27 protein-coding genes are annotated in these 26,726 nt (G+C 41.5%); 24 read left to right on the top strand and 3 right to left on the bottom strand.

Annotated features, from left to right (window positions below; genetic code table 11):
* Positions 1-94 precede the first annotated feature (94 nt).
* The 9 genes from rho to ACERJO_RS12990 all read left to right on the top strand — a co-directional run bounded on the left by rho (position 95) and on the right by ACERJO_RS12990 (position 8,204).
* The gene (rho, locus tag ACERJO_RS13030) at positions 95-1,366 is read left to right on the top strand and encodes a transcription termination factor Rho (RefSeq protein WP_247103074.1); all 1,272 of its coding nucleotides are present in this window, start codon (positions 95-97) and stop codon (positions 1,364-1,366) included.
* A 113-nt stretch (positions 1,367-1,479) separates the two neighbouring features.
* Complete coding sequence (locus tag ACERJO_RS13025; RefSeq protein ID WP_062052024.1) at positions 1,480-1,725, top strand: type B 50S ribosomal protein L31; 246 nt, start codon at positions 1,480-1,482, stop codon at positions 1,723-1,725.
* A 103-nt stretch (positions 1,726-1,828) separates the two neighbouring features.
* The gene (locus tag ACERJO_RS13020) at positions 1,829-2,440 is read left to right on the top strand and encodes a thymidine kinase (RefSeq protein ID WP_247102023.1); all 612 of its coding nucleotides are present in this window, start codon (positions 1,829-1,831) and stop codon (positions 2,438-2,440) included.
* Positions 2,441-2,689: 249 nt separating this feature from the next.
* Positions 2,690-3,973 (top strand): urea ABC transporter substrate-binding protein, encoded by a 1,284-nt coding sequence (gene urtA / locus ACERJO_RS13015; RefSeq protein WP_373647766.1) that lies wholly within the window; start codon positions 2,690-2,692, stop codon positions 3,971-3,973.
* A gap of 79 nt (positions 3,974-4,052) precedes the next feature.
* Positions 4,053-4,955 (top strand): urea ABC transporter permease subunit UrtB, encoded by a 903-nt coding sequence (gene urtB, locus ACERJO_RS13010; protein ID WP_373647764.1) that lies wholly within the window; start codon positions 4,053-4,055, stop codon positions 4,953-4,955.
* 21 nt (positions 4,956-4,976) lie between these two features.
* Positions 4,977-6,065: an urea ABC transporter permease subunit UrtC gene (gene urtC, locus ACERJO_RS13005; protein WP_247102030.1), complete on the top strand. Its 1,089-nt coding sequence runs from the start codon at positions 4,977-4,979 to the stop codon at positions 6,063-6,065.
* Entirely contained in the window at positions 6,025-6,816 is a 792-nt protein-coding gene (gene urtD, locus ACERJO_RS13000; RefSeq protein WP_247102032.1) for an urea ABC transporter ATP-binding protein UrtD, read from the top strand. Before urtC ends, urtD begins: the two co-directional genes overlap by 41 nt.
* Positions 6,794-7,489 (top strand): urea ABC transporter ATP-binding subunit UrtE, encoded by a 696-nt coding sequence (gene urtE / locus ACERJO_RS12995; RefSeq protein ID WP_373647763.1) that lies wholly within the window; start codon positions 6,794-6,796, stop codon positions 7,487-7,489. Before urtD ends, urtE begins: the two co-directional genes overlap by 23 nt.
* A 229-nt stretch (positions 7,490-7,718) precedes the next feature.
* Positions 7,719-8,204 carry a hypothetical protein gene (locus ACERJO_RS12990; protein WP_373647762.1) on the top strand — a complete coding sequence of 162 codons (486 nt, stop codon included), beginning with the start codon at positions 7,719-7,721 and terminating at the stop codon, positions 8,202-8,204.
* Positions 8,205-8,373: 169 nt separating this feature from the next.
* Here the strand turns inward: ACERJO_RS12990 and ACERJO_RS12985 are convergent, their stop codons facing one another.
* A complete protein-coding gene (locus ACERJO_RS12985; protein ID WP_373647761.1) occupies positions 8,374-9,684 on the bottom strand; it encodes an FAD-dependent oxidoreductase in 1,311 nt (436 codons plus the stop codon).
* A 313-nt stretch (positions 9,685-9,997) separates the two neighbouring features.
* Here ACERJO_RS12985 and prfA point away from each other — a divergent pair, with 313 nt between their 5' ends.
* The 5 genes from prfA (at position 9,998) to ACERJO_RS12960 (ending at position 14,429) form a co-directional block, all read left to right on the top strand.
* Positions 9,998-11,068, top strand: a complete 1,071-nt coding sequence (gene prfA, locus ACERJO_RS12980; RefSeq protein WP_373647760.1) for a peptide chain release factor 1 — start codon at positions 9,998-10,000, stop codon at positions 11,066-11,068.
* Positions 11,055-11,945 carry a peptide chain release factor N(5)-glutamine methyltransferase gene (gene prmC / locus ACERJO_RS12975; RefSeq protein ID WP_373647759.1) on the top strand — a complete coding sequence of 297 codons (891 nt, stop codon included), beginning with the start codon at positions 11,055-11,057 and terminating at the stop codon, positions 11,943-11,945. Before prfA ends, prmC begins: the two co-directional genes overlap by 14 nt.
* A 114-nt stretch (positions 11,946-12,059) precedes the next feature.
* Positions 12,060-12,683 carry a stage II sporulation protein R gene (gene spoIIR, locus ACERJO_RS12970; RefSeq protein ID WP_373647758.1) on the top strand — a complete coding sequence of 208 codons (624 nt, stop codon included), beginning with the start codon at positions 12,060-12,062 and terminating at the stop codon, positions 12,681-12,683.
* 64 nt (positions 12,684-12,747) lie between these two features.
* Positions 12,748-13,188, top strand: coding sequence for a GNAT family protein (locus ACERJO_RS12965; RefSeq protein WP_247102051.1), 441 nt, complete (start codon positions 12,748-12,750; stop codon positions 13,186-13,188).
* A 203-nt stretch (positions 13,189-13,391) separates the two neighbouring features.
* Positions 13,392-14,429 (top strand): L-threonylcarbamoyladenylate synthase, encoded by a 1,038-nt coding sequence (locus ACERJO_RS12960; protein WP_373647757.1) that lies wholly within the window; start codon positions 13,392-13,394, stop codon positions 14,427-14,429.
* A 173-nt stretch (positions 14,430-14,602) separates the two neighbouring features.
* Here ACERJO_RS12960 and ACERJO_RS12955 read toward each other — a convergent pair whose 3' ends face one another.
* Both ACERJO_RS12955 and ACERJO_RS12950 read right to left on the bottom strand, forming a co-directional pair.
* Positions 14,603-15,511: a cation diffusion facilitator family transporter gene (locus ACERJO_RS12955; RefSeq protein ID WP_373647755.1), complete on the bottom strand. Its 909-nt coding sequence runs from the start codon at positions 15,509-15,511 to the stop codon at positions 14,603-14,605.
* Positions 15,512-15,535: 24 nt separating this feature from the next.
* Entirely contained in the window at positions 15,536-16,123 is a 588-nt protein-coding gene (locus ACERJO_RS12950; protein WP_373647754.1) for a TetR/AcrR family transcriptional regulator, read from the bottom strand.
* Between the two features lie 266 nt (positions 16,124-16,389).
* Between ACERJO_RS12950 and ACERJO_RS12945 the strand changes: the two genes are divergently transcribed.
* The 10 genes from ACERJO_RS12945 to atpB all read left to right on the top strand — a co-directional run bounded on the left by ACERJO_RS12945 (position 16,390) and on the right by atpB (position 26,659).
* Positions 16,390-16,929, top strand: coding sequence for a manganese efflux pump MntP (locus ACERJO_RS12945; protein WP_373647753.1), 540 nt, complete (start codon positions 16,390-16,392; stop codon positions 16,927-16,929).
* A gap of 106 nt (positions 16,930-17,035) precedes the next feature.
* The gene (locus tag ACERJO_RS12940) at positions 17,036-17,482 is read left to right on the top strand and encodes a low molecular weight protein arginine phosphatase (RefSeq protein ID WP_247102069.1); all 447 of its coding nucleotides are present in this window, start codon (positions 17,036-17,038) and stop codon (positions 17,480-17,482) included.
* 12 nt (positions 17,483-17,494) lie between these two features.
* On the top strand, positions 17,495-18,796 hold the full coding sequence (locus tag ACERJO_RS12935) for a methyl-accepting chemotaxis protein (protein ID WP_373647752.1): 1,302 nt from the start codon (positions 17,495-17,497) through the stop codon (positions 18,794-18,796).
* A gap of 33 nt (positions 18,797-18,829) precedes the next feature.
* The gene (locus ACERJO_RS12930) at positions 18,830-19,381 is read left to right on the top strand and encodes a TIGR01440 family protein (protein WP_373647751.1); all 552 of its coding nucleotides are present in this window, start codon (positions 18,830-18,832) and stop codon (positions 19,379-19,381) included.
* A 123-nt stretch (positions 19,382-19,504) separates the two neighbouring features.
* Entirely contained in the window at positions 19,505-20,758 is a 1,254-nt protein-coding gene (gene glyA / locus ACERJO_RS12925; RefSeq protein WP_373647750.1) for a serine hydroxymethyltransferase, read from the top strand.
* A gap of 778 nt (positions 20,759-21,536) precedes the next feature.
* Positions 21,537-22,166: a uracil phosphoribosyltransferase gene (upp, locus tag ACERJO_RS12920; RefSeq protein ID WP_247102080.1), complete on the top strand. Its 630-nt coding sequence runs from the start codon at positions 21,537-21,539 to the stop codon at positions 22,164-22,166.
* A 513-nt stretch (positions 22,167-22,679) separates the two neighbouring features.
* Positions 22,680-24,926 (top strand): S8 family serine peptidase, encoded by a 2,247-nt coding sequence (locus ACERJO_RS12915; RefSeq protein WP_373647749.1) that lies wholly within the window; start codon positions 22,680-22,682, stop codon positions 24,924-24,926.
* Positions 24,927-25,315: 389 nt separating this feature from the next.
* Positions 25,316-25,549 carry an AtpZ/AtpI family protein gene (locus tag ACERJO_RS12910; RefSeq protein WP_247102091.1) on the top strand — a complete coding sequence of 78 codons (234 nt, stop codon included), beginning with the start codon at positions 25,316-25,318 and terminating at the stop codon, positions 25,547-25,549.
* On the top strand, positions 25,546-25,938 hold the full coding sequence (locus ACERJO_RS12905) for an ATP synthase subunit I (protein ID WP_247102112.1): 393 nt from the start codon (positions 25,546-25,548) through the stop codon (positions 25,936-25,938). Before ACERJO_RS12910 ends, ACERJO_RS12905 begins: the two co-directional genes overlap by 4 nt.
* A gap of 7 nt (positions 25,939-25,945) precedes the next feature.
* The gene (gene atpB / locus ACERJO_RS12900; protein WP_247102115.1) at positions 25,946-26,659 is read left to right on the top strand and encodes a F0F1 ATP synthase subunit A; all 714 of its coding nucleotides are present in this window, start codon (positions 25,946-25,948) and stop codon (positions 26,657-26,659) included.
* Positions 26,660-26,726 lie beyond the last annotated feature (67 nt).

The raw sequence follows: 26,726 nt of genomic DNA, 5'->3' as shown, positions 1-26,726 counted from the left end.
ATGTTGTCAGTGAAGGAATCAAAACAAGTGTATCGAACCATTGATGTGGTGAGCATCAATGGGTATTCTAATATATAAGAAACGTGGTGTTACGATGGGTGTACATATTTCAGAATTGGAAAATATGAAGCTAAAAGAGCTTTATGAACTTGCTAGAGAATACAAAGTGTCTTATTATAGCAAGCTAACGAAAAAGGAGCTTGTCTTTGCCATTTTAAAAGGACAAGCTGAACAAGACGGTTTAATGTTTATGGAAGGCGTACTAGAAATTATTCAATCAGAGGGGTTTGGATTCTTACGACCGATTAATTACATGCCAAGCTCAGAGGATATTTATATTTCTGCTTCGCAAATCCGCCGATTTGATTTACGAAATGGTGATAAAGTATCAGGGAAGGTTCGACCTCCTAAGGAGAATGAACGTTATCATGGATTGTTACATGTTGAAGCTGTAAATGGCGATGCGCCTGAAACATCGAGAGAGCGTCCTCACTTTCCGGCATTAACGCCACTTTATCCTGAGCAGAAGGTCGAACTAGAAACAGCCCCTGGCCGTGTATCTTCAAGGATTATTGATATGATTTCACCTGTTGGATTTGGACAGCGCGGCTTGATTGTCGCACCTCCTAAAGCAGGTAAGACCTCATTAATGAAGGAAGTAGCGAATAGTATTGCGGAAAACCACCCGGATGTTGAGCTGATTGTTCTATTGATTGATGAACGTCCAGAAGAAGTGACTGATATTGAACGTTCGGTAAAAGCAGAAGTAGTTAGCTCGACGTTTGATGAAGTGCCTGAAAATCATATTAAAGTGGCCGAGCTCGTTCTAGAGCGCGCCATGCGTCTCGTCGAACATCGTAAGGATGTCGTCATCTTAATGGATAGTATTACTCGTTTGGCGAGAGCGTATAATCTCGTCATTCCACCGAGTGGTCGAACGCTATCTGGTGGTATCGATCCAGCAGCCTTCCACCGTCCGAAGCGTTTCTTTGGGGCGGCCCGTAATATTGAAGAAGGCGGAAGCTTAACGATTTTAGCAACAGCGCTCGTTGAAACGGGTTCACGTATGGATGATGTCATCTATGAAGAATTTAAAGGGACAGGTAATATGGAGCTTCATCTTGATCGCAAATTGGCTGAGCGACGTATTTTCCCAGCGATCGATATTCGTCGCTCTGGTACGCGAAAAGAAGAAATGCTTATGCCTAAAAGTCAGTTAGATAAGCTATGGGCCATTCGTAAAACGATGAATGATTCTCCAGATTTTGTCGATCATTTCATTAAGCGAGTGAAGGAAACGAAAACAAACATTGACTTTTTTGCATCAATGGAAGAAGAAATGAACGCAAGAGGAAGGAAAAGATAAACCATTGGATGAAAATGGAGTTGCTTTTTCTCGGTTGAGTTGATATAATTTCGTCATGTGTGATTGAGATAACTCTGTTTCGAAGAGATTCAGGGCAAAAGGAGTTGAAAGTAATGAAACAAGGTATTCATCCTGATTATCAAAAGGTTGTATTTATGGATACAAGCACGGGCTTTAAGTTCCTAAGTGGATCTACAAAGGGCTCCTCTGAAACTATTGAGTGGGAAGATGGAAACACATATCCACTTTTGAAAGTGGAAGTAAGTGCTGATTCACACCCGTTCTACACTGGTAAGCAGAAGCTAAACGACTTAGGCGGACGTGTCGATCGTTTCAAGAAGAAATACAACTTGAAATAAACCGCATTATATAAACAGGCAATAGCAATGTGCATTGCCTGTTTTTTCATGTACATGTAGTAGCAATTGTCAGAAGAGATATATTATAGATGAGGTGTAAACGATGTATGGGGATAAACAGCTTGGTTCAATTGAAGTCATATGTGGGAGTATGTTTTCAGGCAAATCGGAGGAGCTCATCCGACGAGTTCGAAGAGTGAGCTTTGGAAATGTAAAGGTTCAAGTGTTTAAGCCGATGATTGATAATCGTTACAGTGAAGAAGAGGTCGTATCCCACAATGGAACAAAGGTCTGGGCATTACCAGTGGAGCGAGCCATTGACGTGTTAGAAAAAGTCGAAGCTACAACACAGGTTGTTGCAATTGATGAGGTACAGTTTTTTGATGAGGCCATTATCGAAATTGCTGAAGAGTTAGCGAATCGTGGGAAACGAGTTATTTGCGCAGGATTAGATCGTGACTTCCGTGGTGAACCGTTTGGTCCGATTCAGCCGCTATTAGCGATTGCTGAGGATGTTACGAAGCTCCAAGCGATTTGTCCATTATGCGGGGCACCTGCAAGTCGTACACAACGATTAATTAATGGGAAGCCTGCATCATATGATGATCCGATCATCTTAGTAGGAGCATCAGAGTCCTATGAACCTCGTTGCCGTAATTGTCATGAGGTGGAGCGGAAGCAAAAGGAATTAAAGGGTCATCGAATGAGTTTATAAAGTCGAATGAAAATAGGAATGTTTCAAAAGGTTAATGATCGACCTTTTGAAACATTCCTATTTTCGTTTTAGAGGTTCTTTCTGACAAGGCTCGTAAGTTTGTTTGTGAGGTATGTATGAGAGTTAAGAGGGTGTCGCCATATTTGAATTTAAATGGCATATTATCTTCCGTAAATTGAGACTAACATGTTAAATGTTGCTATCGTATATTTTGTAAAACAAAAACAGTTGTTATAAGGGGGCTCATTTATGAACAGAAATGTATGGTACCATTCTTTCTTTATTGGGATTGTTATGTGTCTACTGCTGTTGGCAGGATGTGGTGAAGGGAATGAAGAACCTGCCACGACTGAACCAACAGGAGGGGAAACAGAAGATGATCCAGACGTGGAATTAGCGGAGGGAGAGGAGTACATAAATGTAGGTATCCTTCATTCTTTGAGCGGAACGATGGCGATGAGTGAAACGTCAGTAAGGGATGCGGAATTACTAGCTATTGAAGAAATTAATGAAGCGGGAGGAGTGTTAGGGAAAACAATCGTTCCAATCATTGAAGATGGAGCCTCTGAGCCATCTGTATTTTCAGAAAGAGCGACAAAGCTCTTACAGCAGGATGAGGTAGCAGTTGTTTTCGGTGGTTGGACTTCAGCGAGTCGAAAAGCGATGTTACCTGTATTCGAGGAAAATGATGGATTGCTTTATTATCCAGTGCAATACGAGGGGATGGAAGCTTCTCCGAATATTTTCTACGCCGGAGCAGCACCGAATCAGCAAATTGTACCAGCCGTTGATTGGTTACTTGAAGACAAGGGAACAGAGTTCTTTCTACTTGGATCTGATTATGTATTCCCTAGATTAGCGAACCAAATCATTATGGCACAATTAGAGGCAAACGGTGGAACAACGGTCGATGAGCAATATACTCCGTTAGGTCATACTGATTATAGCACGATTATTTCTCGAATTCGTGATACTCAGCCAGATGTCATTTTTAATACATTAAATGGTGATAGTAATGTAGCCTTCTTTAAGCAGCTTGCTGATGCAGGCATCTCGTCTGAGGATGTTACAATTCTGTCGGTCAGTGTAGCAGAAGAAGAAATACGAGGTATCGGAGCTGACGTATTAGAAGGTCATTATGCTAGTTGGAATTATTATCAAACGACAGATACACCTGAGAATGAGGAATTTGTCACGAAGTATAAAGAAGCCTATGGTGAGGATCGTGTAACAGGAGATCCGATTGAAGCTGGTTACTTTATGGTGCATATGTGGGCGCAAGCTGTTGAAGCTGCAGGCTCCTTTGAGGTCGATGCTGTGAAGGAAGCGGCTGGCGGCTTAGAATTGGCTGCACCTGGTGGTATGGTGATATTTGATGGTGACAATCAGCACGTATGGAAAACCGTTAGAATTGGTGAGATTACGAGCGATGGGCAATTTGAAGAAGTGTGGAATTCTGGTGAGCCTGTGAAGCCTGATCCATTTTTGGAAAGCTACGATTGGGCGAGTGATATTAGCTCGTCTGTTCAATAAAATTGGTATTGTCCCAAAAGGTTCCTGACACCTTTTGGGATAACACTACACCATTTAAATTGTAAGAGGTGGGATGGACATGGAAGGGATGATCATGCAGGCTTTTAATGGGATTAGTTTAGGATCGATCCTATTATTAATTGCATTAGGGCTAGCAATAACATTTGGCTTAATGAAAGTCATCAATATGGCACATGGAGAACTTATTATGGTTGGAGCGTATGCAACGTATGTGACTCAGCTTCTATTTAAGCAATTTCTCCCTCCGACGATGTATAGCTTGTACTTTATATTAGCAATTCCGTTTGCCTTTATCGTGGCAGCATTAATCGGAATGTTATTAGAATATTTGGTCATTCGACATTTATATGGTAGGCCATTAGACAGTTTATTAGCAACCTTTGGTGTGGGTCTTATTTTACAACAAACGGCAAGGTCGATGTTTGGTGCACCAAACGTTGGTGTCGAAGCACCTACTTTATTACGAGGAGGACTTGAATTATTTGGAATGACGTTCCCGTATACACGATTATTTATTATCGGACTTGTAATTGTTTGTTTTCTTTTTTTATATCTGTTTTTGTATAAGACAAATAATGGTCGACGGATACGTGCCGTTATGCAAAACCGTGAAATGGCAATGTGTTTAGGTGTTTCCTCGCGCAAGGTTGATACGTTAACATTTGCAGTTGGTGCTGGCTTTGCTGGTATAGCTGGCTCAGCATTAACGTTGATTGGACCGATTGGGCCAACGATTGGAATGAATTACATCATCGATGCATTTATGGTTGTCGTTGTTGGAGGAGTGGGGATGTTAGCAGGTACGGTTGTCGGAGCATTAGGAATTGGTGTATTTAATACTATTTTTGAATATTGGACGGATGCATCTATGGGAAAGGTACTTGTATTTGCTCTTATTATCCTCTTTTTACAGTGGAAGCCATCAGGCTTATTCTCATTACGAACTCGTTCATTAGATTAAGGGGCAAAGGAGTAGAAGATGATGCAACAGTCGATGGTTAAAATGATGTATGACAGAAGGTGGCTTTTTACGATTATTTTATTAGTATTAGCTCTTTGTCCCCTTTTTTTGTCAGACTTTCGTTTGAATTTATTAGGTCGCTTTTTGACGTTTGCCATACTCGTCATTGGTCTTGATCTATTGTGGGGTTATACAGGGGTTCTTAGTTTAGGGCATGGAATCTTCTTTGGAATCGGTGCGTATGTAATGGCCATTTATTTAAAGCTTGAAGCAGGTGGAGGCGCCGTTCCGGATTTTATGATGTGGAATGGAATAACGGAGTTGCCTTGGTTTTGGACGGTTTTAGCCAATCCGTTTCTAGCCATTTTCTTAGCGATCACGTTCCCAATGCTAGTGGCAGGGATGCTAGGCTTTTTTATCTTTCGAAATCGTATTAAGGATGTCTACTTTACTATTTTGACGCAAGCGTTAGTAATCGTAACAGTGACGTTGATCGTAAGTCAGCAGGAATATACCGGAGGAACCAATGGTATTACAGGTTTTTCGACTATATTTGGATTTTCGTTAACTGCTTCAAGTACACAAACGTTCTTGTATTTCATTACGGTAGCATGCTTAGGGCTTATTTTCTTTTTATGCTACCGTCTTATATCAAGTCGGTTTGGTAAGGCGCTGATCGCGATTCGAGATGGTGAGAATCGCCTTCGCTTTTCAGGCTATGATACGTCGCTGTTTAAAGTCTTTGTCTTTTCAATTTCTGCTGGTATTGCGGGGCTTGCTGGAATGCTTTTTGTCTTACAGGTAGGAATGATAAGTCCAACAACGATTGGGATAGTCCCATCAATTGAAATGATCCTATGGGTGGCCATTGGTGGAAGAGGAACATTGATTGGCCCGGTCATTGGTGCGACTTTAACAAACCTAGCAAAAACCTTCTTCAGTGAGAATTATCCAGATATTTGGTTATTCTTTTTAGGCTCTGTCTTTGTCATTGTTGTTTTGTTCTTGCCGGGAGGTCTAATGAGCTTAACGAAAAAGCTCCGTTTGAAATTAAAAGGAGGAACGATATATGCCACAAAAAAAGTTAGCAAAAACCATTCTTCAGTGTAAGGATATGCTTGTGAAGTTTGGACAGTTTACAGCGATTAATTCCTTTTCCTTCACGATTAAGGAGGGAGAGCTACACTTTTTGATTGGTCCAAATGGAGCTGGTAAAACAACCTTTTTAGATGTTCTTTGTGGTAAAACGAGATGTCAATCTGGTGAAGTGTATTTTAATGACCATGAAGATTTAACTAAGCTTAAGGAATTTGAAATTGTACGCAAGGGAATTGGACGAAAGTTTCAAGCGCCATCTATTTTTCCTCATTTAACCGTATATGAAAACCTTGAAATAGCTATGAAGCAGGATAAAAGGCTATTGAAAATTTTATTTGCGAAGACGACGAAAAAGCAACATGATGAGATTGAGCAGCAGTTAAATCAGATTGGTTTGTTACAGCAATGCGAAGTCGAGGCAAGAGCTCTGTCCCATGGTCAAAAGCAGTGGTTAGAAATTGGTATGGTGATGATGCAGCAGCCTAAGCTACTTCTTCTAGATGAGCCGATTGCTGGGATGACTGAAGAAGAAGAGGAAAAAACCGGTCATTTGCTGCAGCAGCTAAAAAAGAAATGCTCAATTATTGTTGTTGAGCACGATATGGATTTTGTTCGTAAGTTCGCTGAAAAAGTGACAGTTATGCATGAAGGAAGGCTGCTTTGCGATGGGGAAATGGACGTCATTCAAAAAAATGAGCAAGTGATGGAAGTTTATTTAGGGAGAAAAGGTGAGAAGTCTGATGTTGCATATACAACAGCTTGAGGTCGCATACGATGATAGTACAGTCATTCGTGATATGTCATTAAAGCTCTATCCAGGTCAGACGGTATGTTTAATGGGACGAAATGGTGTCGGTAAGACGACCTTTATTAAAGCAATCATGGGGATATTGAAAACGAAGCAAGGAAATATTCATTATCAGGGGGAAGACGTGACAGGGAAATCGTCGACCTACCGTGCCAGAAAGGGATTAAGTTATGTTCCGCAAGGTCGTGAAATTTTCCCTCAATTAACCGTTTATGAAAACATCATGATGGGCTTTGAAGCACTGTCGAAAGGGAGAAGGAAAGAGATTGATGAAAGGATTTATCGTTACTTTCCTGTATTACAGAAGATGAGGGAGCGACGTGGTGGAGATTTGAGTGGAGGTCAACAGCAGCAGCTGGCGATTGCACGAGCTCTAGTGTCTGAGCCACAGTGTCTGTTACTTGATGAACCGACTGAAGGCATTCAGCCTAACATTGTTCAAGATATCCAAAATGTCATTCGAGACATTAAAGAACAGAACAAGGAAACTTCGATATTATTAGTGGAACAAAGCTTTGATTTTGCAAAGAGTGTAGCGGATTACTTTTATATTATTGATAAAGGACGAATTGTCTATGAAGGAGAAGAGCTAATTGAGTCAAAGGTTAGTCAATATTTAAGTGTATAGTAAGCTAGATCATTAAAGCACTGGAAAGGTAGGTAACTTCCTTTTTCAGTGCTTTTTATCATGTAAGTCGATTCGAGGGAGAATGTCGGACGCACGTTATAGCTCAGCGCGACGCCATTAGGAAAAGACGCAACTGCGTTTTTCTTATGGCTATATTTGTCACGTTCTTTTCTACAAAATCGGACAGACTATAAAAGAAATCAGTCTGAATGTAGAGGAGGTGCTTAGATTGAAGAAAGTATTATTTATTATGGTTGTGGTGATACTATTCCTTGCTATAGGCTGTCAACAACAAGACGCTCACTATGATTCTGGTGACGGTCAGGGTGTGCAAAATGCCTCAGATGAACCAGGTACGAATCGCGTCATGTACGGATTGTTCGGACCAGGACCACTAAATTATGGACAAATTCGAAAGCAGCAATTAGGTCGCTACGATTTAGACGAAATGCCCAATACTGGTACGAACTTCAGATCTATGGATGTAGAGAGACGTCATTTGGGAAATGATCAACAGCTTATTGCTGAAATTATACAAGAGGATTTTGGTCTTGATTCTGGTATGGTGTTTCTTGCTGGAAATCATGCTTTTGTTAATGTGAAAGCACCGGAAGACATGGAGGAAAAGGAAAAGAAGGAATATTTTGATAAACTTCGTCAACAGCTTAGCCAAGAGATCCCAAGATATAATGTCCATATACGTGAGTCGGATTAAGGATTGAAGAAACTCAATCGGGCTATGCCTCATTTGGGTTTCTTACATATGGGTGAAATGTTACTATTTGAAGTTCTCACGTTCCTTCCTTCAACCTCTACTAAACACTTTTGTCTCCCTCCAAGCTTTTTTCTTCGATCTGAAAAGATTTTTCACAGTGACATTTAGGTCACTCTCGTCTCCGAGCGGTTTGTTGAATCGGATCCCAAACACTGTTATAAGGAGGCGCATAGGCGAGATCTAAATGCTCTAATTCATCAATCTTCATTTCGTTATAGAGAGCGGTTGAGAGGACATCGATTCGTTTGTCGACACCTGCATGACCGATGATTTGTCCACCGAGAAGCTGATTCGTTTCGCGGTGATAACAAAGTCGAACGGTTAACCTCTCAGCTCCAGGATAATAGCTGGCAATATGCCCGATTTCGGTGGTCATTTGATTATATGGGTAGGAAAGCTCCTCTAGCTCACGACTTGATAGGCCTGTGCGCCCTAACGTTAAGCTGAAGAATTTAATAATCGATGTACCAACAATACCTTGAAAGGGTGTAGGCTGACCAATCATTGCTTTACCTGCTAGTCTTCCTTGTTTATTAGCGTGTGTACCAAGAGGGATATAATCGTTCTTTTGCTTGATACGATGGTATTGTGTTGCGCAATCACCTGCTGCATATACGTTTTCTACATTCGTTTCCATGAAACGATTCACAATCACTGCACCATTGCGATGAAAGTGAAGATCAGAGTTAGAAAGAAACGATGTGTTGGGCGTCACACCGATTGCCACGACAACTAGATTAGTACGAATAGAAGCTTGATCCGTAATCACACGTTCGACACGTTCGTTGCCTGAAAATCCTTCAACGGTTTCATGAAGCCGAACGTTCATACCATTCTTTTCTGCTTCTTCTAGAATCATGTTGGAAAAGTCTTCATCGAAACTAGCAGCAAGCTGGGGCGCTTGTTCGATAATGGTCACATCTTTCCCTATTTTAATAAAATTTTCAGCGAGCTCCAGTCCGATATAACCACCTCCGATGATTGTGATATGCTTTTTTTCTTTCGCATCGGCCATTAATTGTTCAGTATCGGGAATTGTTTTCACTGTATGAATTCCTTGCAAGTCATTTCCTGGCCATGAAGGAACGATAGGACTAGCCCCTGTTGCAAGTAGCAGTTTGTCATATGAAAGGGAGAAGTCAACACCACTTACGATTTGGTTCTTTAGGTCAACCGAAGTCACTTCATGCTTAGTCCGAGCGTCAATTCGGTACTTATGACGAAAGGTTTCAACATCTCGAGCAATGAGATCGGTTGTTGATGAAATGAGTCCTCCAATAACATAAGGAAGACCACACTGTGCATACGAATAGATCTCTCCTCTTTCTAGTGTGATGATCTCCGCATTCTCGTCATGTCGGACAATTTGCATCGCAGCGCTCATTCCAGCTGCATCACCACCAATAATGACATATCTCATGTGAACCACCCTTTCTTACTATTTATGATGTAGGTAGTATGGCGCTTGAATAAGTTTACTACTAGTATTCCCCTCTTTTTTCATGGTGAAGCATGAATTTTAAGAAATAGCTGGAAGTTTGGGGTGATGAGCAGATTCAGTTACATACGTGACGTTTTTCTAAAAGAACCTTACTATTAGAAAAGCTCTACTTCGTTTTGACGGACGATGCACGACTCAAAAAGGCGCTGTGTATCTTTCTTATTTGACCACCGTAAGGCAATGTACTATAATAGTTCTGTTATACGATGGAATATGATGAGGTGAAAAATCCGTGTTAGATCGTTTACAATCTTTAGAAGATCGATATGATCGATTAAATGAGTTACTAAGTGACCCTGATGTCATTAGCGATTCAACGAAATTGCGTGAGTATTCAAAGGAACAATCGGATTTAGAAGAGACTGTACAGGCGTATCGTGACTATAAAGAAGCTAGTACACAATTGAAAGATGCTAAAACGATGCTTGAGGATAAGCTTGATGATGAGATGTATGCAATGGTCAAAGAGGAGATGGATGAACTATCTACGACGATTGAAGAGCTTGAAGCTCGCTTGAAAATATTATTACTACCAAAAGATCCGAATGATGATAAAAATGTCATCGTTGAAATTCGCGGAGCTGCTGGTGGAGATGAAGCGCAGCTATTCGCGAGCGATTTATATAAAATGTATACTCGTTATGCAGAAGCACAAGGCTGGAAGGTTGAAGTCATTGAATCGACAACAACAGAGCTTGGTGGCTTCAAGGAAATCATTTTCAGTGTGAACGGAAGCGGTGCCTATTCTAAGCTGAAGTATGAAAATGGAGCTCATCGTGTGCAACGTGTACCGACAACCGAATCAGGTGGTCGAATTCATACGTCAACTGCTACGGTTGCTGTTCTTCCTGAAGCGGAAGAGGTTGAAGTGGAAATTCACGAAAAGGATATTCGTGTGGATACCTTTGCATCAAGTGGTCCTGGTGGGCAAAGTGTTAATACGACGATGTCTGCTGTGCGCTTAACACATGTTCCGACTGGAACGGTCGTTTCTTGTCAGGATGAGAAATCGCAAATTAAGAACAAAGAGAAAGCGATGAAGGTTCTTCGTGCGCGAGTATATGATAAATTTCAGCGCGAGGTTCAGGCAGAATATGATTCCAATCGTAAGCTTGCGGTTGGAACCGGTGATCGTTCAGAACGGATTCGCACGTATAATTTTCCACAAAGTCGCGTGACCGATCACCGTATTGGTTTAACGCTTCAGAAGCTAGAGCAAATTTTACAAGGGAAGCTTGATGAAATCATCGATGCTCTGATCGTTGAAGAACAAGCGGAAGCGATGCAAAATGCCGAACAATAGGACGATCCAAGAGGCTCTTCAATGGGCTTCTTCTTTTTTAGCTGAAAGGAAGCTGGAGCAACCAGTCGGCGAATTGCTACTACGGCATTATTTACAAGTGAATCGGACACATTTTTTGATGATGCTGCAAGAGCCACTTTCTAAAGCAGTGTGGAATCAGCTATCGTCTGATCTAGAACAACATGCACAAGGGGTTCCTGTTCAGCATTTGATTGGATATGAAATCTTTTATGGGCGACGCTTTAAGGTCAATGGTGATGTGCTCATCCCACGTCCAGAAACAGAGGAGCTTGTGGAAGTGGTGAGTGAGCGTGCGCAGAAACTTTTTCAGGAGCGAATGATTCAGGTTGTTGATGTCGGGACTGGGAGTGGAGCGATTGCCATTACGCTAGCCCTTGAAAATGCTCAAATGAATATAGAAGCGATAGATATCTCACCACAAGCGATAATGGTTGCTAAGGAAAATGCACGTAGCCTAGAAGCTGATGTTACGTTTATGAATGGGGACTTACTAACTCCCTATGTATCGTTGAAAAGAAAAGTCGATGTGGTTGTATCGAATCCTCCGTATATTCCTGTACGTGATGAAGGAAAGTTGGCGGTTCATGTTAAGGGGCACGAGCCGCATTTGGCGCTTTTCGGTGGTGAGGACGGGTTAGATGTATATCGTAGGTTTATGACGGAACTTCCACAAGTAATAGAAGAAACGGGCTTAGTTGCGTTTGAAGTAGGTATTGGGCAAGCGCAGACGGTTTGTGAAATGTTATCAACAGTTTTTCCACACGCTGTGACTGAAATCAAGCGAGATATTAATGGGAAAGAGCGAATAGTAATGGCTTATGGAACGATGACGACGCGTTCATTACGTCGTATGTAGTCGTCACATCTTTTATGAAGGTGACCTTCTTATCTTTCAAAAAAAGAAAAATGATAGGTTTAAATACCGCTCTCTTTGACGAGAATAATTCGTGAAGGGGCGGTGTTTTTTATTATGAAACCAAATGTTGTTATCTATCTATTATTCTCGTTATTTGTTATAGTCGTTAATTGGGAAGCTCAACATTCGCTTGCGATAGCTGAGCTACATCAGGAGGTTAATGAAGAGGAAGCCATACGCCTACGCATTCTAGCAAATAGTGATTCAGTAGCTGATCAAGCTTTAAAGCGTGATATACGTGATCGAGTAAATGAAGCGATTACGGAATGGGTGTTACATATAGATGATATGGAAGAAGCGAAAGCGACGATTGAAGCTAATTTAGTAGAAATTGAGGAGATTGTAGCACAAGAATTAGAGCGTTATGGCTTAGAGCAAGGTTATGAGGTCGACTTTGATGCTGTTAATTTCCCGACGAAGCTATATGGTCACCTTGTCTATCCAGCGGGTACATACGATGCGGTATTAATTACGCTAGGAAAAGGAAATGGTGAGAATTGGTGGTGTGTCTTATTCCCACCTCTATGCTTTATTGATATGGCGAATGGAGATGCAATAGAGACAACGGATGATGAATTTGAAGAAGAAATTGCTGAGGAAACAGATGAAGAGGAGATTGAAGTTTCATTTTTCTTTGTTGAGTGGTTTAGTGGATTATTTGAGCGTATATTCGGATAAGAGGCATAATTGAGACAAGCCTTGCATATAGATTAGTAAGCTAGTAGAAAGGAAGTGGCTTGCTATGGCTATAGTTGTCCGAAAGGCAAAGCAAGAGGATTTGCTGAAGGTGCAACGGTTAGTTGCGAAAGCAGGATTACGAGATGAAGGTATTGAACATATAATTGAACATTTCTTAATTGTTGAAAACGATGCTGAACAACTAATTGGAACGGTAGGAATTGAAATGTATGAGGAGGTCGGTCTATTAAGATCACTCATTTTGCAATCGCCTGAATGGGATGCCAAGCTAAGCTTGGAATTTCTGCAATTAACGCTGAAATATGCTGAAGAGCAGAAGCTTAAGACCGTTTATTTATGTGCGAAGGCGACTAGTGCATTGTTTCATCAGCTAGGGTTTAGAGAGGTTGTCAAAGAAAGTATTCCGAAAGCGATCCAAGAATCAGCTCATTTTAAAAAGCATCAAACGGATGATGTGAAAATTTGGTGTTGTCACATTGCCTGAAAAGGGTTACTTATCTACAGGTTGTCCACAAGTGTGGATAACCTCTTTCGCATTGAAGGAACACGGAGAACGAGCTAAGAAGGAAGGAGATGTTGTGACTGATGGATTTGATTAAAAAAACCCGAGATTACGTCGAAATATGAATGAAATATTGACATCGTGTGGCTTCACTTGCAAAATGGAGAAGTTAGGAGCGATGAAAAGTGAGTTATAAACAAACAAAACGATGGATTGTGGATAAAGATGATCAATTTTTACATAAAAGTAGTGAAATAAAGGAAGCAGCGTTGTGGATAAAAAATGGAGATGTCATTGCCTTTCCAACGGAGACGGTTTATGGACTTGGTGCAAATGCTCTTGATGAAGAAGCAATTCAGAACATTTTTCAAGCGAAGGGAAGGCCGAGTGATAACCCATTAATTGTCCACATTGCTAAGGAAGAGCAGTTAAAGGAATTAGTGATCGACGTTCCGTTAGTAGCGAAAAAGCTCATACATGCCTTTTGGCCGGGACCGTTGACGATTATACTAAAGCGTACAAATAGCATAGCAGAGAGTGTAACAGCGGGATTGGACACTGTTGGTGTGCGAATGCCCTCTCATCCGATCGCTTTAACTCTAATAGAAGCAGCAGATGTGCCGATTGCCGCTCCAAGTGCCAATCAATCAGGTAAGCCAAGTCCGACAAGCGCGAGCCATGTCATTCATGATTTAAATGGAAAGATTGCTGGTGTTGTTGATGGAGGTGTTACGGGCGTCGGAGTTGAATCAACAGTTGTTGATTGTTCTGTGGATAGAGTGATACTCTACCGGCCGGGAGGAGTTACGAAGGAAGAGATTGAAGCTGTGATCGGCCCGATTGAAGTCGATCCTTCCTTGCAAGCTGAAACTGAAGCCCCGCGTTCACCTGGAATGAAATATACCCATTATGCGCCAATCGGTCAACTGTACGTCGTTTCAGACTGTGGAAAAATCAACAATTATGTACAAGAGGCCAGAGCAAAAGGACATCGAGTCGGTGTGTTAACGACGGAGGAGAGAAAAGCTAAATATGATGCTGATATTGTCGTCGCCTGTGGAAAAAGAGATGACCTATCAACAGTTGCGCAGAAGTTATATGATAGCTTACGTACGTTTGATCAGCAAAAGGCTGAAATTATTTATGCGGAGGCATTCCCGAAAGAAGGAATTGGCATTGCGATCATGAACCGACTTGAGAAGGCGGCGGATGCGGTTATTTAGGGCTTTTGGGAGGAATCGAGGAAGGGGGAACATCCTCGAAATTTGTCATGTGAGTGCTTTCGATCAGAATTGGAGCGTTTTCACGAGCAGTTAGAGCGCTCGCTTTAATATATGAAGCGCTTTCAATGGCTTTTACAAAAACAAGAGCCATCGAAACGGCTCTTGCATCTTCATTAAACGGCCCATTTCTCATCCTTTGTAAAGGAGACAGTTAACCATTTTTGATACGGTAAATGGTCGGTTGCGCTTTTAATTTTCTCGCGAATATCGTCTTGCTGATCGACAGATTGAATCAAGGAATGCTCATTTAAAATAAAGTCAACCTCAACAAAGAGTGTTCCGCCGACTTTAGCTAGGCGGACATACATTTTCTCTATTCTCTCTTCTTGTTTAATCTTGTTAAATAACTGTTCATAGCTTGCTTGTATAGATTCATCTGGTGCCATTTCAAGTATTTCGCGACACGCTTTGATCATTTCAGTAATCGGAACCTTCAGAAAGACCCCAGCAACAACTATGACCATGAGCGGATCAATATACGGTGTGAAATGAGCATAGGGTGTAGTTGAGACGAGTAAAGCAGCTAAAAAGCCGAGTAACACAGCCGCGCTTAAATACATATCCATTTTCCACTGGTTGGCTTCGGCTTGAACGAAGCCTAATTGGTCGCTTCCCTTCTTCAAATGCGTATATATACCTAAGCAGAGTATAGTAGATAGCAGGGCATACAACATGGCATATCCAAAGTTGACCTCAGAACCACCTGAAAAAAGCGTTATTCCTGAAGAAACAATAGCTGTGATACATAACAGCAAAATAGCTGTATATTTCACTAATAGTACAATAGGCTCGACCATTTGCTTTCCAAAAGGAAAGCGTTTGGAATCTCGTTTACGAATGAAATTAGCACCTAATAAAGATAGCAATGATAATTTCACACTTATTAGTGAATAGAGACCATCAAAAACGACCATTTGTGAGGAAATAAGAAAACCCCAAATGATCGCAATAACCGCAAGTAGAAGCGCCCCGTAGATGGAAAGCTGAAGTAATTGCTTTTCCTTTTTGTGAGACGTATTCATGTTAGTACCTCCATTTTTTATATTTTATGACTGATTGTCAGTCAGTGAACTCGAAATAAAAAGTAGTAGCTGTTGCTTCACTTCACGAACAGAAGTCGTTTGTTGATTTCCGAAAAAATAAGACTCAGCTGTGGATTCAATCAAATTGATAATCATTTTTGTTAAAGAAGAGAGTTCGATTTTTGATTGAATCCCACCTTCATCGATACCTTTTTTCAATTGAGCTTCAATCCAGCTGTAATAAGGGGCGTACATTTCCTCCCAGCGTTCATACGTATGATAATAGGCGAGTCCGGAATAACAAAGCTTAATCAATTCATCATATTGATCTGTAATCGCAAATGTCTCGTCGACAACGATAGTGAGTATCTCTATCGTTGAGGCGTGATCGTCTACGTTTTCTTGAATCGATTCAAATAGGGTCGTTAGAATGCGTTCAGCAATTGCTGGAACTAGTTCATTCTTAGATTTGAAATATAAATAGAATGTCCCTTGAGCTACGCCGGCTTGTTTGACGATATCAGAAACAGAAGTGTGCTCAAAGCCCTTTTCCTTAAAACGGATAATCGCTGCATCAACGATAAGTGGTAATTTATTTGCTTTTTTTGCCATGTATCTTCCTCCTATTTAAAAATGACTGACTGTCATTCATTAATAGTATAGCAACAAAAAAGAGCATTTGCAAATGCTGACAAGTTACTACTTATTAGCTATCATAATTTAAGATCAAATAAGTGAAATACTTTACGAGGAAGCGATATTATTTGATAATTGAGGGTGTGGATAAAGTACCCAACTCGCTCATTGACTTCATTTTCACGTCTTTTTCCTACTGTTTGTGCATACATATGGACTAGCACGGACAAGGAGTGAGCGAGATGGCGGAATGGGTCACGTTAATGATCATGGCATGTGCACTTGGGATGGATGCTTTTTCTGTTTCACTTGGAATGGGAATGGCGGGACTACGTATCATGCAAATTTTCCGTATCGGTCTTGTGATCGGTGCGTTTCATATCGTTATGCCATTACTTGGGATGGTGACAGGTAAATGGCTTTCGCAATATGTTGGTATGATAGCTCACTATGTTGGCGGTGGGCTACTTCTATTCATAGGTGTTCAGATGGTCATAAGTGCATGGCGCCAAGAGGAGGAATCGCTCTTGCAACCAGTTGGTTGGGGCTTACTGCTGTTTGCCATTAGTGTTAGCTTAGATAGCTTTTCGGCAGGCTTAAGCTTGGGCATTCTTGGGGCAAAGACGTTAATGACGGTTGGCATGATTGGCTTGATGAGCATGGTACTTGCTTGGTTAGGTCTAATAGTAGGGGCTAGATTTCAGCATGTAATTGGTTCCTACAGTGAACTGTTAGGAGGGTGTATTTTAATTGGCTTTGGCGGCAAGCTACTTTTTATATGACTAAAGACCTGTTTTAAATGATGTAGGTTTTTGGGGATGTCTATGGTAAAATTAAGGATATACTAACGATATTCGCCATAATTCGCTCAAAAAGGAGGTTTAATGTGTGAAACGTGTTCTATTTATTTGTACGGGAAACACTTGCAGAAGTCCTATGGCTGAAGCACTGTTACGGGACAGGATGGGAGAAGCAATTGAAGTGAAATCAGCAGGATTACATGCTTCGACGATGTCAGCTCTTTCAGAAGGGACAAGAACCGTACTAGAAGAGAAAGGGATCTTTGTTGCCCATTCTGTTCAAGAATTGACTGAAGATTTAATCGATTGGGCTGATTTGCTATTAACGATGACAGAGTCACATAAGCAATCGATTCAAGTGTTTTTTCCAGAAGTGAAGGAGAAGCTTTTTACGTTAAAGGAATTTGCTTATGAACAGGAGAAGGACAGCGATATTGCTGATCCGTTTGGGGGGACGTTAGAGCAATATCGTACAGTTGCCCAAGAGATAGAAGGGTGCTTGGAACCCCTAATTGAAAAATTAAACAGAAAGTAAGAGGTGGCTCATATGGCAGAGGAGAAAAAGAAGTACCGAGCAAGTATTCGCAAGAAGCTAGTGTTTGGCGTAAGTGGACTATCACTAGTCACATTTGGTACGAGTGCAATATTTATTTTTATTCTTGGTGATTTCTTGTTAAATATATTAGGTGTTAGCATGCAAACGCTTATTTTGCTTACATTACTTAAAGGTGTTCTTTGGAGCTCAGTCTTAGGTTATTTCGCCGCACCTTATATTACAAAACCAATACGTGAGCTAGAACAATCAGCAAGGCTGGCGGCTGCTGGTAATATACAACAGGACATCACGGTGACAAAATCAGATGATGAAATTCGTTCACTGGGGGTAGCCTATAATGAAATGCTAGCGAATCTACGAAATATGGTGAAGGATATTGATCATAATTTCGAGCAAACGAATGCGAAAGTGACAGAAATGGAGCAATCCTCACAATTAGCGCAGCAAAAAGCAAAGGAAATTGGTGTGACCATACAAGAAATATCAGAAGGAGCTGAACAGTCAGCAGTCGCCTTGAATGGGACAGTTGGCTTAATGGAAGAGTTAACAGACATTGCTGGGGAGGTTCAAACTCGTGCGCAGACATCAAAGAAATCATCAGATGAAATGGTACATACGTTAAAGGATAGTCGGGAGATCTTTGATTCATTAGTGAATGGGATTAAGCAATTAGCAACCGATAACCAGCATTCCTTGAAGGCGGTTAGTCAACTAGATGAGCAAGCGAAGCAGGTTGGCGATATTATTTCACTAGTTGGAGATATTGCCGGTCAAACGAACTTACTTGCTTTGAATGCATCGATTGAAGCGGCGCGTGCAGGTGAACAAGGGAAGGGATTCGCAGTAGTGGCGGATGAAGTTCGAAACTTAGCTGATGAAAGTGGGCAAGCTGTACAAAATATAACTGAGCTCATTCACAGCATGCAAACTGAGGTACAAAATGTCGTGAAGCAGATTGGTGATCAAGTCGACTTTGCCCGTGAGCAATCTGAAAAAGGAACGACGACGAATGAAGCGATTGCAAATGTTGAACAATCTGTCTTAGAGGTTGCGGACGTGATTGCGGATATTTCGACGATGATTCACCGTCAGATGGATGCAATTAAGAGATCGAGTGGACAGTCTAAAGAGGTGGCAGCTTCGATTGCTGAAACGACAACAGCAAGTACAGAAAAGGTAGCGACGATCACTTCTGAGCAAGCGCAAGTCATTGATCAAATGTCGGAAACAGCTAATCTGCTCTCTGGTCAATCAAAAAAATTGAAAGTGACAATCGAACGATTTACGATATAAAGGTATTCATGTCATACTGTAAGGAGGCACTAGATGGAGCCGTTCACAAAACAACTATCAACTGATTTAAAGGTGGCATTAGCTGACTTACAGCAGGCTTTTCCTTTTACAGAGGATTCCTTACTCGTCGTAGGCGCTAGTACAAGCGAAGTCATTGGCTCGCAAATTGGTTCGAAAGGTTCAGAGGAAGTAGCAGATACAATCTTTCAAGTATTGGCAGAGATCCGTGCACGTACGAATGTGCAGCTTGCTTTCCAATGTTGTGAACATTTAAATCGTGCGCTTGTCGTAGAACGCAAAACAGCACGTGATCGTCGCTATGAGATCGTTAGTGCGATTCCAATTCGGACAGCAGGAGGGGCTATGGCAACTCATGCATTTGGCCAATTGGAAGACCCTGTCCTTGTTGAAACCATTCAGGCTGAGATGGGGATTGATATCGGTGATACGTTCATCGGAATGCATCTTCGTCCTGTTGCTGTTCCATTAAGAAGTACGGTTAAAGAAATAGGTCAAGCTCATGTAACGATGGCTTACACAAGGCCGAGACTCATCGGTGGTATTCGTGCCGTCTATCACGAATGAATCTGAATGAAAAATAGTTTTTTTAAAATAATGTACGGATTTAAGGCCGTCTTATGTTAGAATATATTCTGAGATAGGACGGTTTCGTTCAAATTCCGAAAGATGAAGGGAAGGGTATGAGAGATGAAATCATTACCAAAACAAGATCCGAAAGTATTTGCTGCGATTCAACAAGAGCTAGGTCGACAAAGAGATAAAATCGAACTGATTGCATCAGAGAACTTTGTAAGTGAAGCTGTTATGGAAGCACAAGGCTCTGTATTAACGAATAAGTATGCAGAAGGATATCCTGGTCGTCGTTACTATGGTGGCTGTGAATATGTTGATATTGTAGAGGATATCGCTCGTGATCGTGCGAAGGAAATCTTCGGTGCAGAATACGTCAACGTTCAACCACATTCAGGTGCTCAAGCAAACATGGCTGTATATTTCACCATTTTAGAGCCGGGTGATACAGTCTTAGGAATGAACCTATCACATGGCGGACACTTAACACACGGAAGCCCGGTGAACTTCAGTGGAGTTCAATATAACTTTGTTGAGTATGGTGTTGATAAAGAAACGCAACGTATTGATTACGATGCTGTTCGCCAGTTAGCGATTGAGAATAAGCCGAAGCTCATTGTAGCAGGTGCAAGCGCGTATCCACGTGCGATTGATTTCGCGAAGTTCCGTGAAATTGCAGATGAAGTGGGCGCTTATTTAATGGTTGATATGGCTCATATTGCCGGTCTAGTAGCTGCAGGGTTACACCAAAATCCTGTCGAGCATGCTCATTTTGTCACGACGACAACACATAAGACATTACGTGGACCTCGTGGTGGAATGATTATGTGTCACGAGGAGTTCGGAAAGAAAATTGACAAGTCCATTTTCCCTGGTATCCAAGGTGGCCCACTTATGCATGTTATTTCCGCAAAAGCTGTTTCATTTGGAGAGGTTTTAACTCCTGAATTTAAGCAATATGCTCAATCTATTATCGATAATGCAAAACGTTTAGGTGAAAAGCTTGTAAATGAAGGTGTAAACCTGGTTTCAGGTGGTTCTGATAATCACTTGCTTTTACTTGACCTACGTACGTTGGAATTAACAGGGAAAGTAGCAGAAGAAGCATTAGATTCAGTTGGTATCACAACGAATAAAAATACGATTCCTTTTGATCCGGAAAGTCCGTTTGTCACTAGTGGTGTTCGTATCGGTACAGCGGCTGTGACAGCACGAGGGTTAGATTTAGAAGCGATGGATGAATTAGGTGAATTAATCGCATTGACGTTGAAGAATGTCGATAACGAAGAGAAGAAGGCAGAAATTCGCAAGCGAGTAGCGTCTCTTACAGCGAAATTCCCAATGTATCCAGGTCTTGGGGATTTAGTGTAATATTATGAATAGAGAAGAATAGAATAGGTAGGCCAATGAGAAGGGCGCTGAAAAAGTTTGGTTTTTAACTTTTTTGGCGCCCTTTAAGTAATGTGCGAAACGGTTGTCTGTTTTGAAAGCATATTACGTGTGAGCTTTTCGTATCAAGCGAGCTCAAATGAAAGGTACTGGAAAAGGTGATTGATACGTGTTCAGTGGCTTCCTAATTAGCTCCTACAAAATTATGAAGGCGAGGCAGGCAGTATGAGAACAACAGAAGAAGCTTTCGGGGCTATTCAATGAAAAGCGTTGTTCTTGTCGGAGTTAAAGTCTAAGCGGAACATCATTCCGTTAAATGAAAGATATACGCTGTTTGAGTGTGCGAAGTGGAACGTCATTCCGCTAATGCGAAAAAATAAGAGAGAAACGAAACACAAATAGCTAAATAACGGAATGGGGTTCCGGAAGGGTAGTTAAAAAAGGCTATATGAAGGAAATAACGGAATGGGGTTCCGTTAAGAAGAGTGAAAGCGAATGTAGGGAGAGGTGTCTTCTCTGTACGTTACACATTGAAACAACTGTGTGCGCGCACGACTCTTGCTATCGCGTATGACGGATCATATCAAGTTTACCTTTTTCAGTGGCTTTATATCAGGATGAGTGGAAGGTTCCGTAAATTCAAAACATTTAATTTTTATCATTCTTGCAAGAAAATCGCCCATATAGCTTGAATGAACGTGTCTTTTTTTGTAGAATTTCAAAGAGTGTAAAGAAGTCCGAATACGAAGGAGCCTTAATGATGAGTAAAGTATTTGTATTTGATCACCCGTTGATCCAACATAAATTGACGTATATCCGCGATAAATCGACTGGTACGAAGGAATTTAGAGAGTTAGTTGATGAAGTATCTGGTTTGATGGCCTTTGAGATTACTCGTCATTTGCCGACACAAGAAGTGACAATCGAAACACCTGTAGGAAAAGCGACATCTAAAACGATTGCTGGGAAGAAGCTTGGTCTCGTACCTATTTTGCGAGCAGGTTTAGGTATGGTCGATGGAATTTTACGAATGATTCCTGCAGCAAAGGTGGGACATGTCGGCTTGTATCGTGATCCAGAAACATTAAAGCCGGTCGAATACTATGTGAAGTTACCGAATGATGTCAATGAGCGTGAGTTGATCGTCATTGATCCTATGCTAGCTACTGGAGGATCAGCGATCGATGCGATTACAAGTATTAAAAAGCGTGGTGCAACGTCGATTAAGCTTATGTGCTTAGTAGCGGCTCCTGAAGGGGTAGCGGCTGTACAGATGGCTCACCCTGATATTGATATTTACTTGGCGGCCATGGATGAGAAACTAAATGAAAAAGGCTACATCGTTCCAGGCTTAGGGGATGCAGGCGATCGCCTTTTTGGCACGAAATAAAAGGATTGAAAAATAAGGGGAAGAACAAAGGGTGCTGAAAAAGTCTAGTTTTTAACTTTGTCGATGTCCTCGGAGAAGCTCAACTATGATAAAAGGCATGGTTGGGCTTTTTGTATTGAAGTAGATTTTGTCCTCGGCGTGCGGGGTGGCTGTTAATCGTTCACGCGTTTCGCACCTGTATGTAGCGAAATGAAGGGAATTGTCATTCCGCTAAAGAGGATATTTGTTTGCAGAAGTGATTGAAAGGGAATCCTCATTCTGCTAATTAGGCAGAATAGATGAAAAAAGAGGCTGAAAAGGCAAATAGCGGAATGAGGATTACAAAACACGGTCAAATCGTGCTTATTAAGAAAATAGCGGAATGAGGATCCGTTCAATAATAGTAGGCGCGGGTCTACGATGAAATTCCATCATGTACATGCTCCCGTTACCCGCCTTTCTGGTGGTAGTAATACATAAAAATGGTTATCGTGCATCATACTATTTTTATCTCGAATTGGGTGGGGGAGTTTGATGTTGAAAAAATGCTTCGTTGCTTTCATAATAGCAACTTTATTATTTACGTTAAGCAGTGGGCAATCATTTGCCCTGAATCAATTACCTGAGCAAAAGAAGCAAAGCGAACGGGAAATTGTTGTCATTGTAACCGCTTCAGGTAATCTTGAAGAGATCGCCCAAGAGGTGATGACCCTTCTACCAGATAGTGAAATTCGAAAAATGTATCGCACGGTATTAAATGGCTTTTCATTAGAGCTTAAGGAAGGGGATCTTGATTTATTGGCGGGAATAGAGGCAATTGACCGTATTGATCGAGTCACAGAATATTCGGTTGATTTGGATGGAAGTGTGCCATTTATAGGTGGTAACGCGACTCGTGGCAAGATGGATAGGGACGGACAGCGTCTAACAGGAAAAGGAATTAAAGTAGCTGTTATCGATACAGGCGTTGATTATAATCACCCAGATTTAAAAGCGAACTTTCGTGGTGGCTACGATGTTGTTGATTATGATCATGATCCGATGGAAACAACGTCCAAACAGGGTCAGCCAACTCTACATGGAACACATGTAGCGGGTATCATTGCGGCTAATGGAAAGGTGAAGGGTGTAGCGCCAGAAGCAGAGATTTACGCTTATCGGGCATTAGGACCTGGTGGATCAGGTACGACAGAGCAAGTCATTGAAGCGATCGAAAAAGCGGTGGTAGATGAAGTTGATATTATTAATTTATCCTTAGGGAATACGGTGAATGGCCCAGACTGGCCGACGAGTGTTGCGCTCGATCAAGCGGTTGATGAGGGTATCGTCGCAGTGACATCAAATGGAAATAGCGGACCGAAGATGTGGACAGTAGGGTCGCCTGGTACGTCAACGAAAGCTATTTCTGTTGGGGCATCAGCGCCGCCTATTAAGACACCTTATTTAACGTATGTTGGCGAGGAAAAAGAGTTAACGGTCTATCCGATGGGAGGAGCCCTGCCGTGGGATTTAAGAAGAGATCGCGAACTTGTTTATTTGGATTATGGACTAGAAGACGATTGGAAAGAGACCGATGTGAAGGGGAAGGTTGTGCTTGTGAAAAGGGGGATGATCCCTTTTTCAGAGAAAGCGGATTATGCTGAGGAAGCAGGCGTTAAAGCGCTTATTATATACAATAACCTCTCAGGAGCTTTTGTTGGAATGGTTGAACCTTCGAAGAAAATTCCAGTTGTAAGCTTGACGAAGGAAGATGGCGAATGGCTTGTCGAAAAGATTAAAAAAGGGTCGAACTCCCCTCATTTACGGACAGTTTATCGTCATGAGGAGGACTTTATTGCGCCGTTTAGCTCAAGAGGCCCTGTCACCCAAACGTGGGAAGTAAAGCCTGATATTGTCGCGCCGGGAGTAGCGATTGATAGCACTGTTCCACAAGGGTACCTTGGCTTAAATGGCACGAGCATGTCTGCGCCACATGTTGCTGGAGCGGCAGCTTTAGTAAAACAAGCTCATCCTGATTGGACACCAGAGCAAATTAAAGCAGCATTAATGAATACAGCAAAGAGGCTTGAAAACGATGAGGGCGAGCTCTATTTACCCTACGAGCAAGGGGCAGGTAGGCTTCAAGTAGACAAAGCTCTTGAAGTGAAAACGTTAGCGTATCCAGCGACATTAACGTTTGGGAAATGGTCGAAGGATGATAACCGTGAAAAGAGAACGGTATCGTTCACAATTGAAAACCATGATCACTTAACGCGGACGTATCATGTGAAGCCACCATTTGATGCTCCGGATGGCTTGCAATGGAAGGTTCCTTTTTCGCTTGATTTGAAACCAGGCGAAAAGAAAGAGGTACAAGTAGAGCTCGATTTATTTCCTGCTGTGCTTGAGGAAGGGATTCATCATGGTCATATCGAGATTGAAGGAGGACGTGATGAAATTTCGATCCCTTACGTTTTCTTTATCGAGGAGCCCAATTATCCACGGGTGATGGCTTTTAACTTTGGCGTAGGTGATCACCCAGGAGATTATCGCTATGAGCTCTATTTGCCGGGGGGGGCAGAAGAAATGGGTATTGCTTTGTATGATCCCGATACATTTGAATTTATTCAGTTTCTTGATGTGAAATACAACATTGGGCGTGGAATGGTTAGTGGAACTTGGTCGAAGCCTAGTGTTGAGGACGGAACGTACAAGGCGCTTGTTTACGCACGAAAAGACGGCAAGGAAGACACAATTGAAACAGTGATTACAATTGGTGATATCATTAGACCGCATTCATAAGAGCCACTGAATAAATAAAATCAAGCTTTTCAAAATAGGTAGCGGTTTCTCTTATTGCATAAATTAAAGGTCGCCTTGTCAATACCCTTAAAACCATACTTTCTTAATACCTTCCCTTTCTGCGAGCTGGCCCCTCGTGGAAAGGGAAAAATATATTTTAGTGTATTGGCTATGATCCTTATGCATTCAACCACGCTTGTCGACTCTTCTTGTTGCTCTTATACAGTTTTCGGATTTTTTTGACAGTAATGTGAACAGATATGTTGTGAGTGTGTAAATCTGTGGGAATACGCATTGACACAAGGGGTATGCTATTGTACGATTACAAAGGGTATGAAGAAAAACTCTACATATTTATATGCTCAGCAAAAGAATGTTGAGGTGAAACGATGTCAAATGACAAAAATGGCAATCGAGTTTTGCGGACGATGGCACTTGTCTCGACGATTTCCTCCTATATCGTAGGTGGAACAGTTGGTGGTGTATTTATTGGTCTCTGGTTAGGGAACCAATTTGGAGCAAAGCCATTTTTCATCATCGCTTTTTTATTGCTGGGACTTGGTACAGGGTTTTACGGCGTATATAAAACCGTCGAGCCTTTTTTAGGGGAAGGTCAGAAGTGACAACGATTCAAAAAAAAATGAAAAATTATTGCTTAATCGTGTCAGGATTTGTGCTATTATGTATGATAGGTTATCTGACAAGTTCATTTCAGTCGCATTTCCTCGGCTTTATGATTGGGCTCCTCTTAGGCCTACTCAGTCTTTGGACAACCTATCGGAAATCCATTTTGATTGGGGAAGCTGCCTCAGGCATGAAAAACCATACAACATTATCCTATGTCGTAGCAGGGTTTGGTTTTGTTATTCGAATCGGAATCGCATTACTAGGAGTATGGCTTGCCATTACATATCCAGAGCAGCTAGATTTAATCTCAGTCATTGCAGGCTTTGCCCTGATGTATTTCATTATTATGGCAGATATGCTTATTGAATTCGCTAGAAAGAGGTGAGAATTGAATGGATCACATAGCACCTATGAGGGAATTTCTAGGGTTACAGTTTAATATGTCGACGGTATTAATGACGACCGTTACATGTGTAATCGTTTTCCTGATTTGTTTTATTGGAACACGTAATCTGTCGATGAGACCCTCAGGTATGCAAAACTTTCTTGAATGGGTTGTAGACTTTGTTCGAGGCATTATTAAGGCAAACATGCATTGGAATGTTGGCGGACAATTTACCGCGTTGGCCTTCACGCTTTTGTTTTATGTGTTTGTTGCGAATATGTTAGGGATTCCTTTTGAGATTTATAACCAACAGACTCACGAAGTATGGTGGAAATCACCAACGTCTGATGCAGCATTAACGATAACCCTTGCGGTGCTTGTTATTGTTATGACTCATTATTATGGAATTAAGATTAGAGGAACAAAGGAGTATTTTAAAGGGTATGTCAAACCAGTGCCTTTCCTATTACCGTTTAAAATTATTGAGGAATTTGCGAACGCGCTAACGCTTGGAATGCGTTTGTTTGGTAACGTTTATGCGAAGGAGATTTTAATGGTTCTATTAATTGGTCTAGGTACGACATGGGGCTTCTGGACCTTTGCCGCGTTTCTACCAACGATGGTGTGGCAGGCATTTGGAATGTTTATCGGGTCGTTGCAGGCGTTTATCTTTGCCATGCTTGCGATGGTTTATATGGCCCACAAAGTTGAAGATCATTAAACACTGCTCATTTCAATACATGAGCGTTTAAATAATTTAAAAAATAAACTTATCCTTAAGGAGGACT

The sequence above is a fragment of the Halalkalibacter sp. AB-rgal2 genome (assembly GCF_041821005.1).
GTDB lineage: Bacteria > Bacillota > Bacilli > Bacillales > Bacillaceae_D > Halalkalibacter.
This window is presented reverse-complemented; position numbering and strand designations above follow the sequence as displayed.

Coding starts and splice junctions, on each gene's coding strand:
- prmC (WP_373647759.1), top strand. CDS start 11,055: ATGCCGAACAATAGGACGATCCAAGAGGCTCTTCAATGGGCTTCTTCT.
- urtC (WP_247102030.1), top strand. CDS start 4,977: ATGCAACAGTCGATGGTTAAAATGATGTATGACAGAAGGTGGCTTTTT.
- ACERJO_RS12945 (WP_373647753.1), top strand. CDS start 16,390: ATGGCGGAATGGGTCACGTTAATGATCATGGCATGTGCACTTGGGATG.
- urtA (WP_373647766.1), top strand. CDS start 2,690: ATGAACAGAAATGTATGGTACCATTCTTTCTTTATTGGGATTGTTATG.
- urtB (WP_373647764.1), top strand. CDS start 4,053: ATGGAAGGGATGATCATGCAGGCTTTTAATGGGATTAGTTTAGGATCG.
- rho (WP_247103074.1), top strand. CDS start 95: ATGGGTGTACATATTTCAGAATTGGAAAATATGAAGCTAAAAGAGCTT.
- ACERJO_RS13025 (WP_062052024.1), top strand. CDS start 1,480: ATGAAACAAGGTATTCATCCTGATTATCAAAAGGTTGTATTTATGGAT.
- urtD (WP_247102032.1), top strand. CDS start 6,025: ATGCCACAAAAAAAGTTAGCAAAAACCATTCTTCAGTGTAAGGATATG.
- urtE (WP_373647763.1), top strand. CDS start 6,794: ATGTTGCATATACAACAGCTTGAGGTCGCATACGATGATAGTACAGTC.
- ACERJO_RS12935 (WP_373647752.1), top strand. CDS start 17,495: ATGGCAGAGGAGAAAAAGAAGTACCGAGCAAGTATTCGCAAGAAGCTA.
- ACERJO_RS12915 (WP_373647749.1), top strand. CDS start 22,680: ATGTTGAAAAAATGCTTCGTTGCTTTCATAATAGCAACTTTATTATTT.
- ACERJO_RS13020 (WP_247102023.1), top strand. CDS start 1,829: ATGTATGGGGATAAACAGCTTGGTTCAATTGAAGTCATATGTGGGAGT.
- ACERJO_RS12985 (WP_373647761.1), bottom strand. CDS start 9,684: ATGAGATATGTCATTATTGGTGGTGATGCAGCTGGAATGAGCGCTGCG.
- ACERJO_RS12950 (WP_373647754.1), bottom strand. CDS start 16,123: ATGGCAAAAAAAGCAAATAAATTACCACTTATCGTTGATGCAGCGATT.
- ACERJO_RS12965 (WP_247102051.1), top strand. CDS start 12,748: ATGGCTATAGTTGTCCGAAAGGCAAAGCAAGAGGATTTGCTGAAGGTG.
- ACERJO_RS12955 (WP_373647755.1), bottom strand. CDS start 15,511: ATGAATACGTCTCACAAAAAGGAAAAGCAATTACTTCAGCTTTCCATC.
- spoIIR (WP_373647758.1), top strand. CDS start 12,060: ATGAAACCAAATGTTGTTATCTATCTATTATTCTCGTTATTTGTTATA.
- glyA (WP_373647750.1), top strand. CDS start 19,505: ATGAAATCATTACCAAAACAAGATCCGAAAGTATTTGCTGCGATTCAA.
- ACERJO_RS12930 (WP_373647751.1), top strand. CDS start 18,830: ATGGAGCCGTTCACAAAACAACTATCAACTGATTTAAAGGTGGCATTA.
- atpB (WP_247102115.1), top strand. CDS start 25,946: ATGGATCACATAGCACCTATGAGGGAATTTCTAGGGTTACAGTTTAAT.
- ACERJO_RS12910 (WP_247102091.1), top strand. CDS start 25,316: ATGTCAAATGACAAAAATGGCAATCGAGTTTTGCGGACGATGGCACTT.
- upp (WP_247102080.1), top strand. CDS start 21,537: ATGAGTAAAGTATTTGTATTTGATCACCCGTTGATCCAACATAAATTG.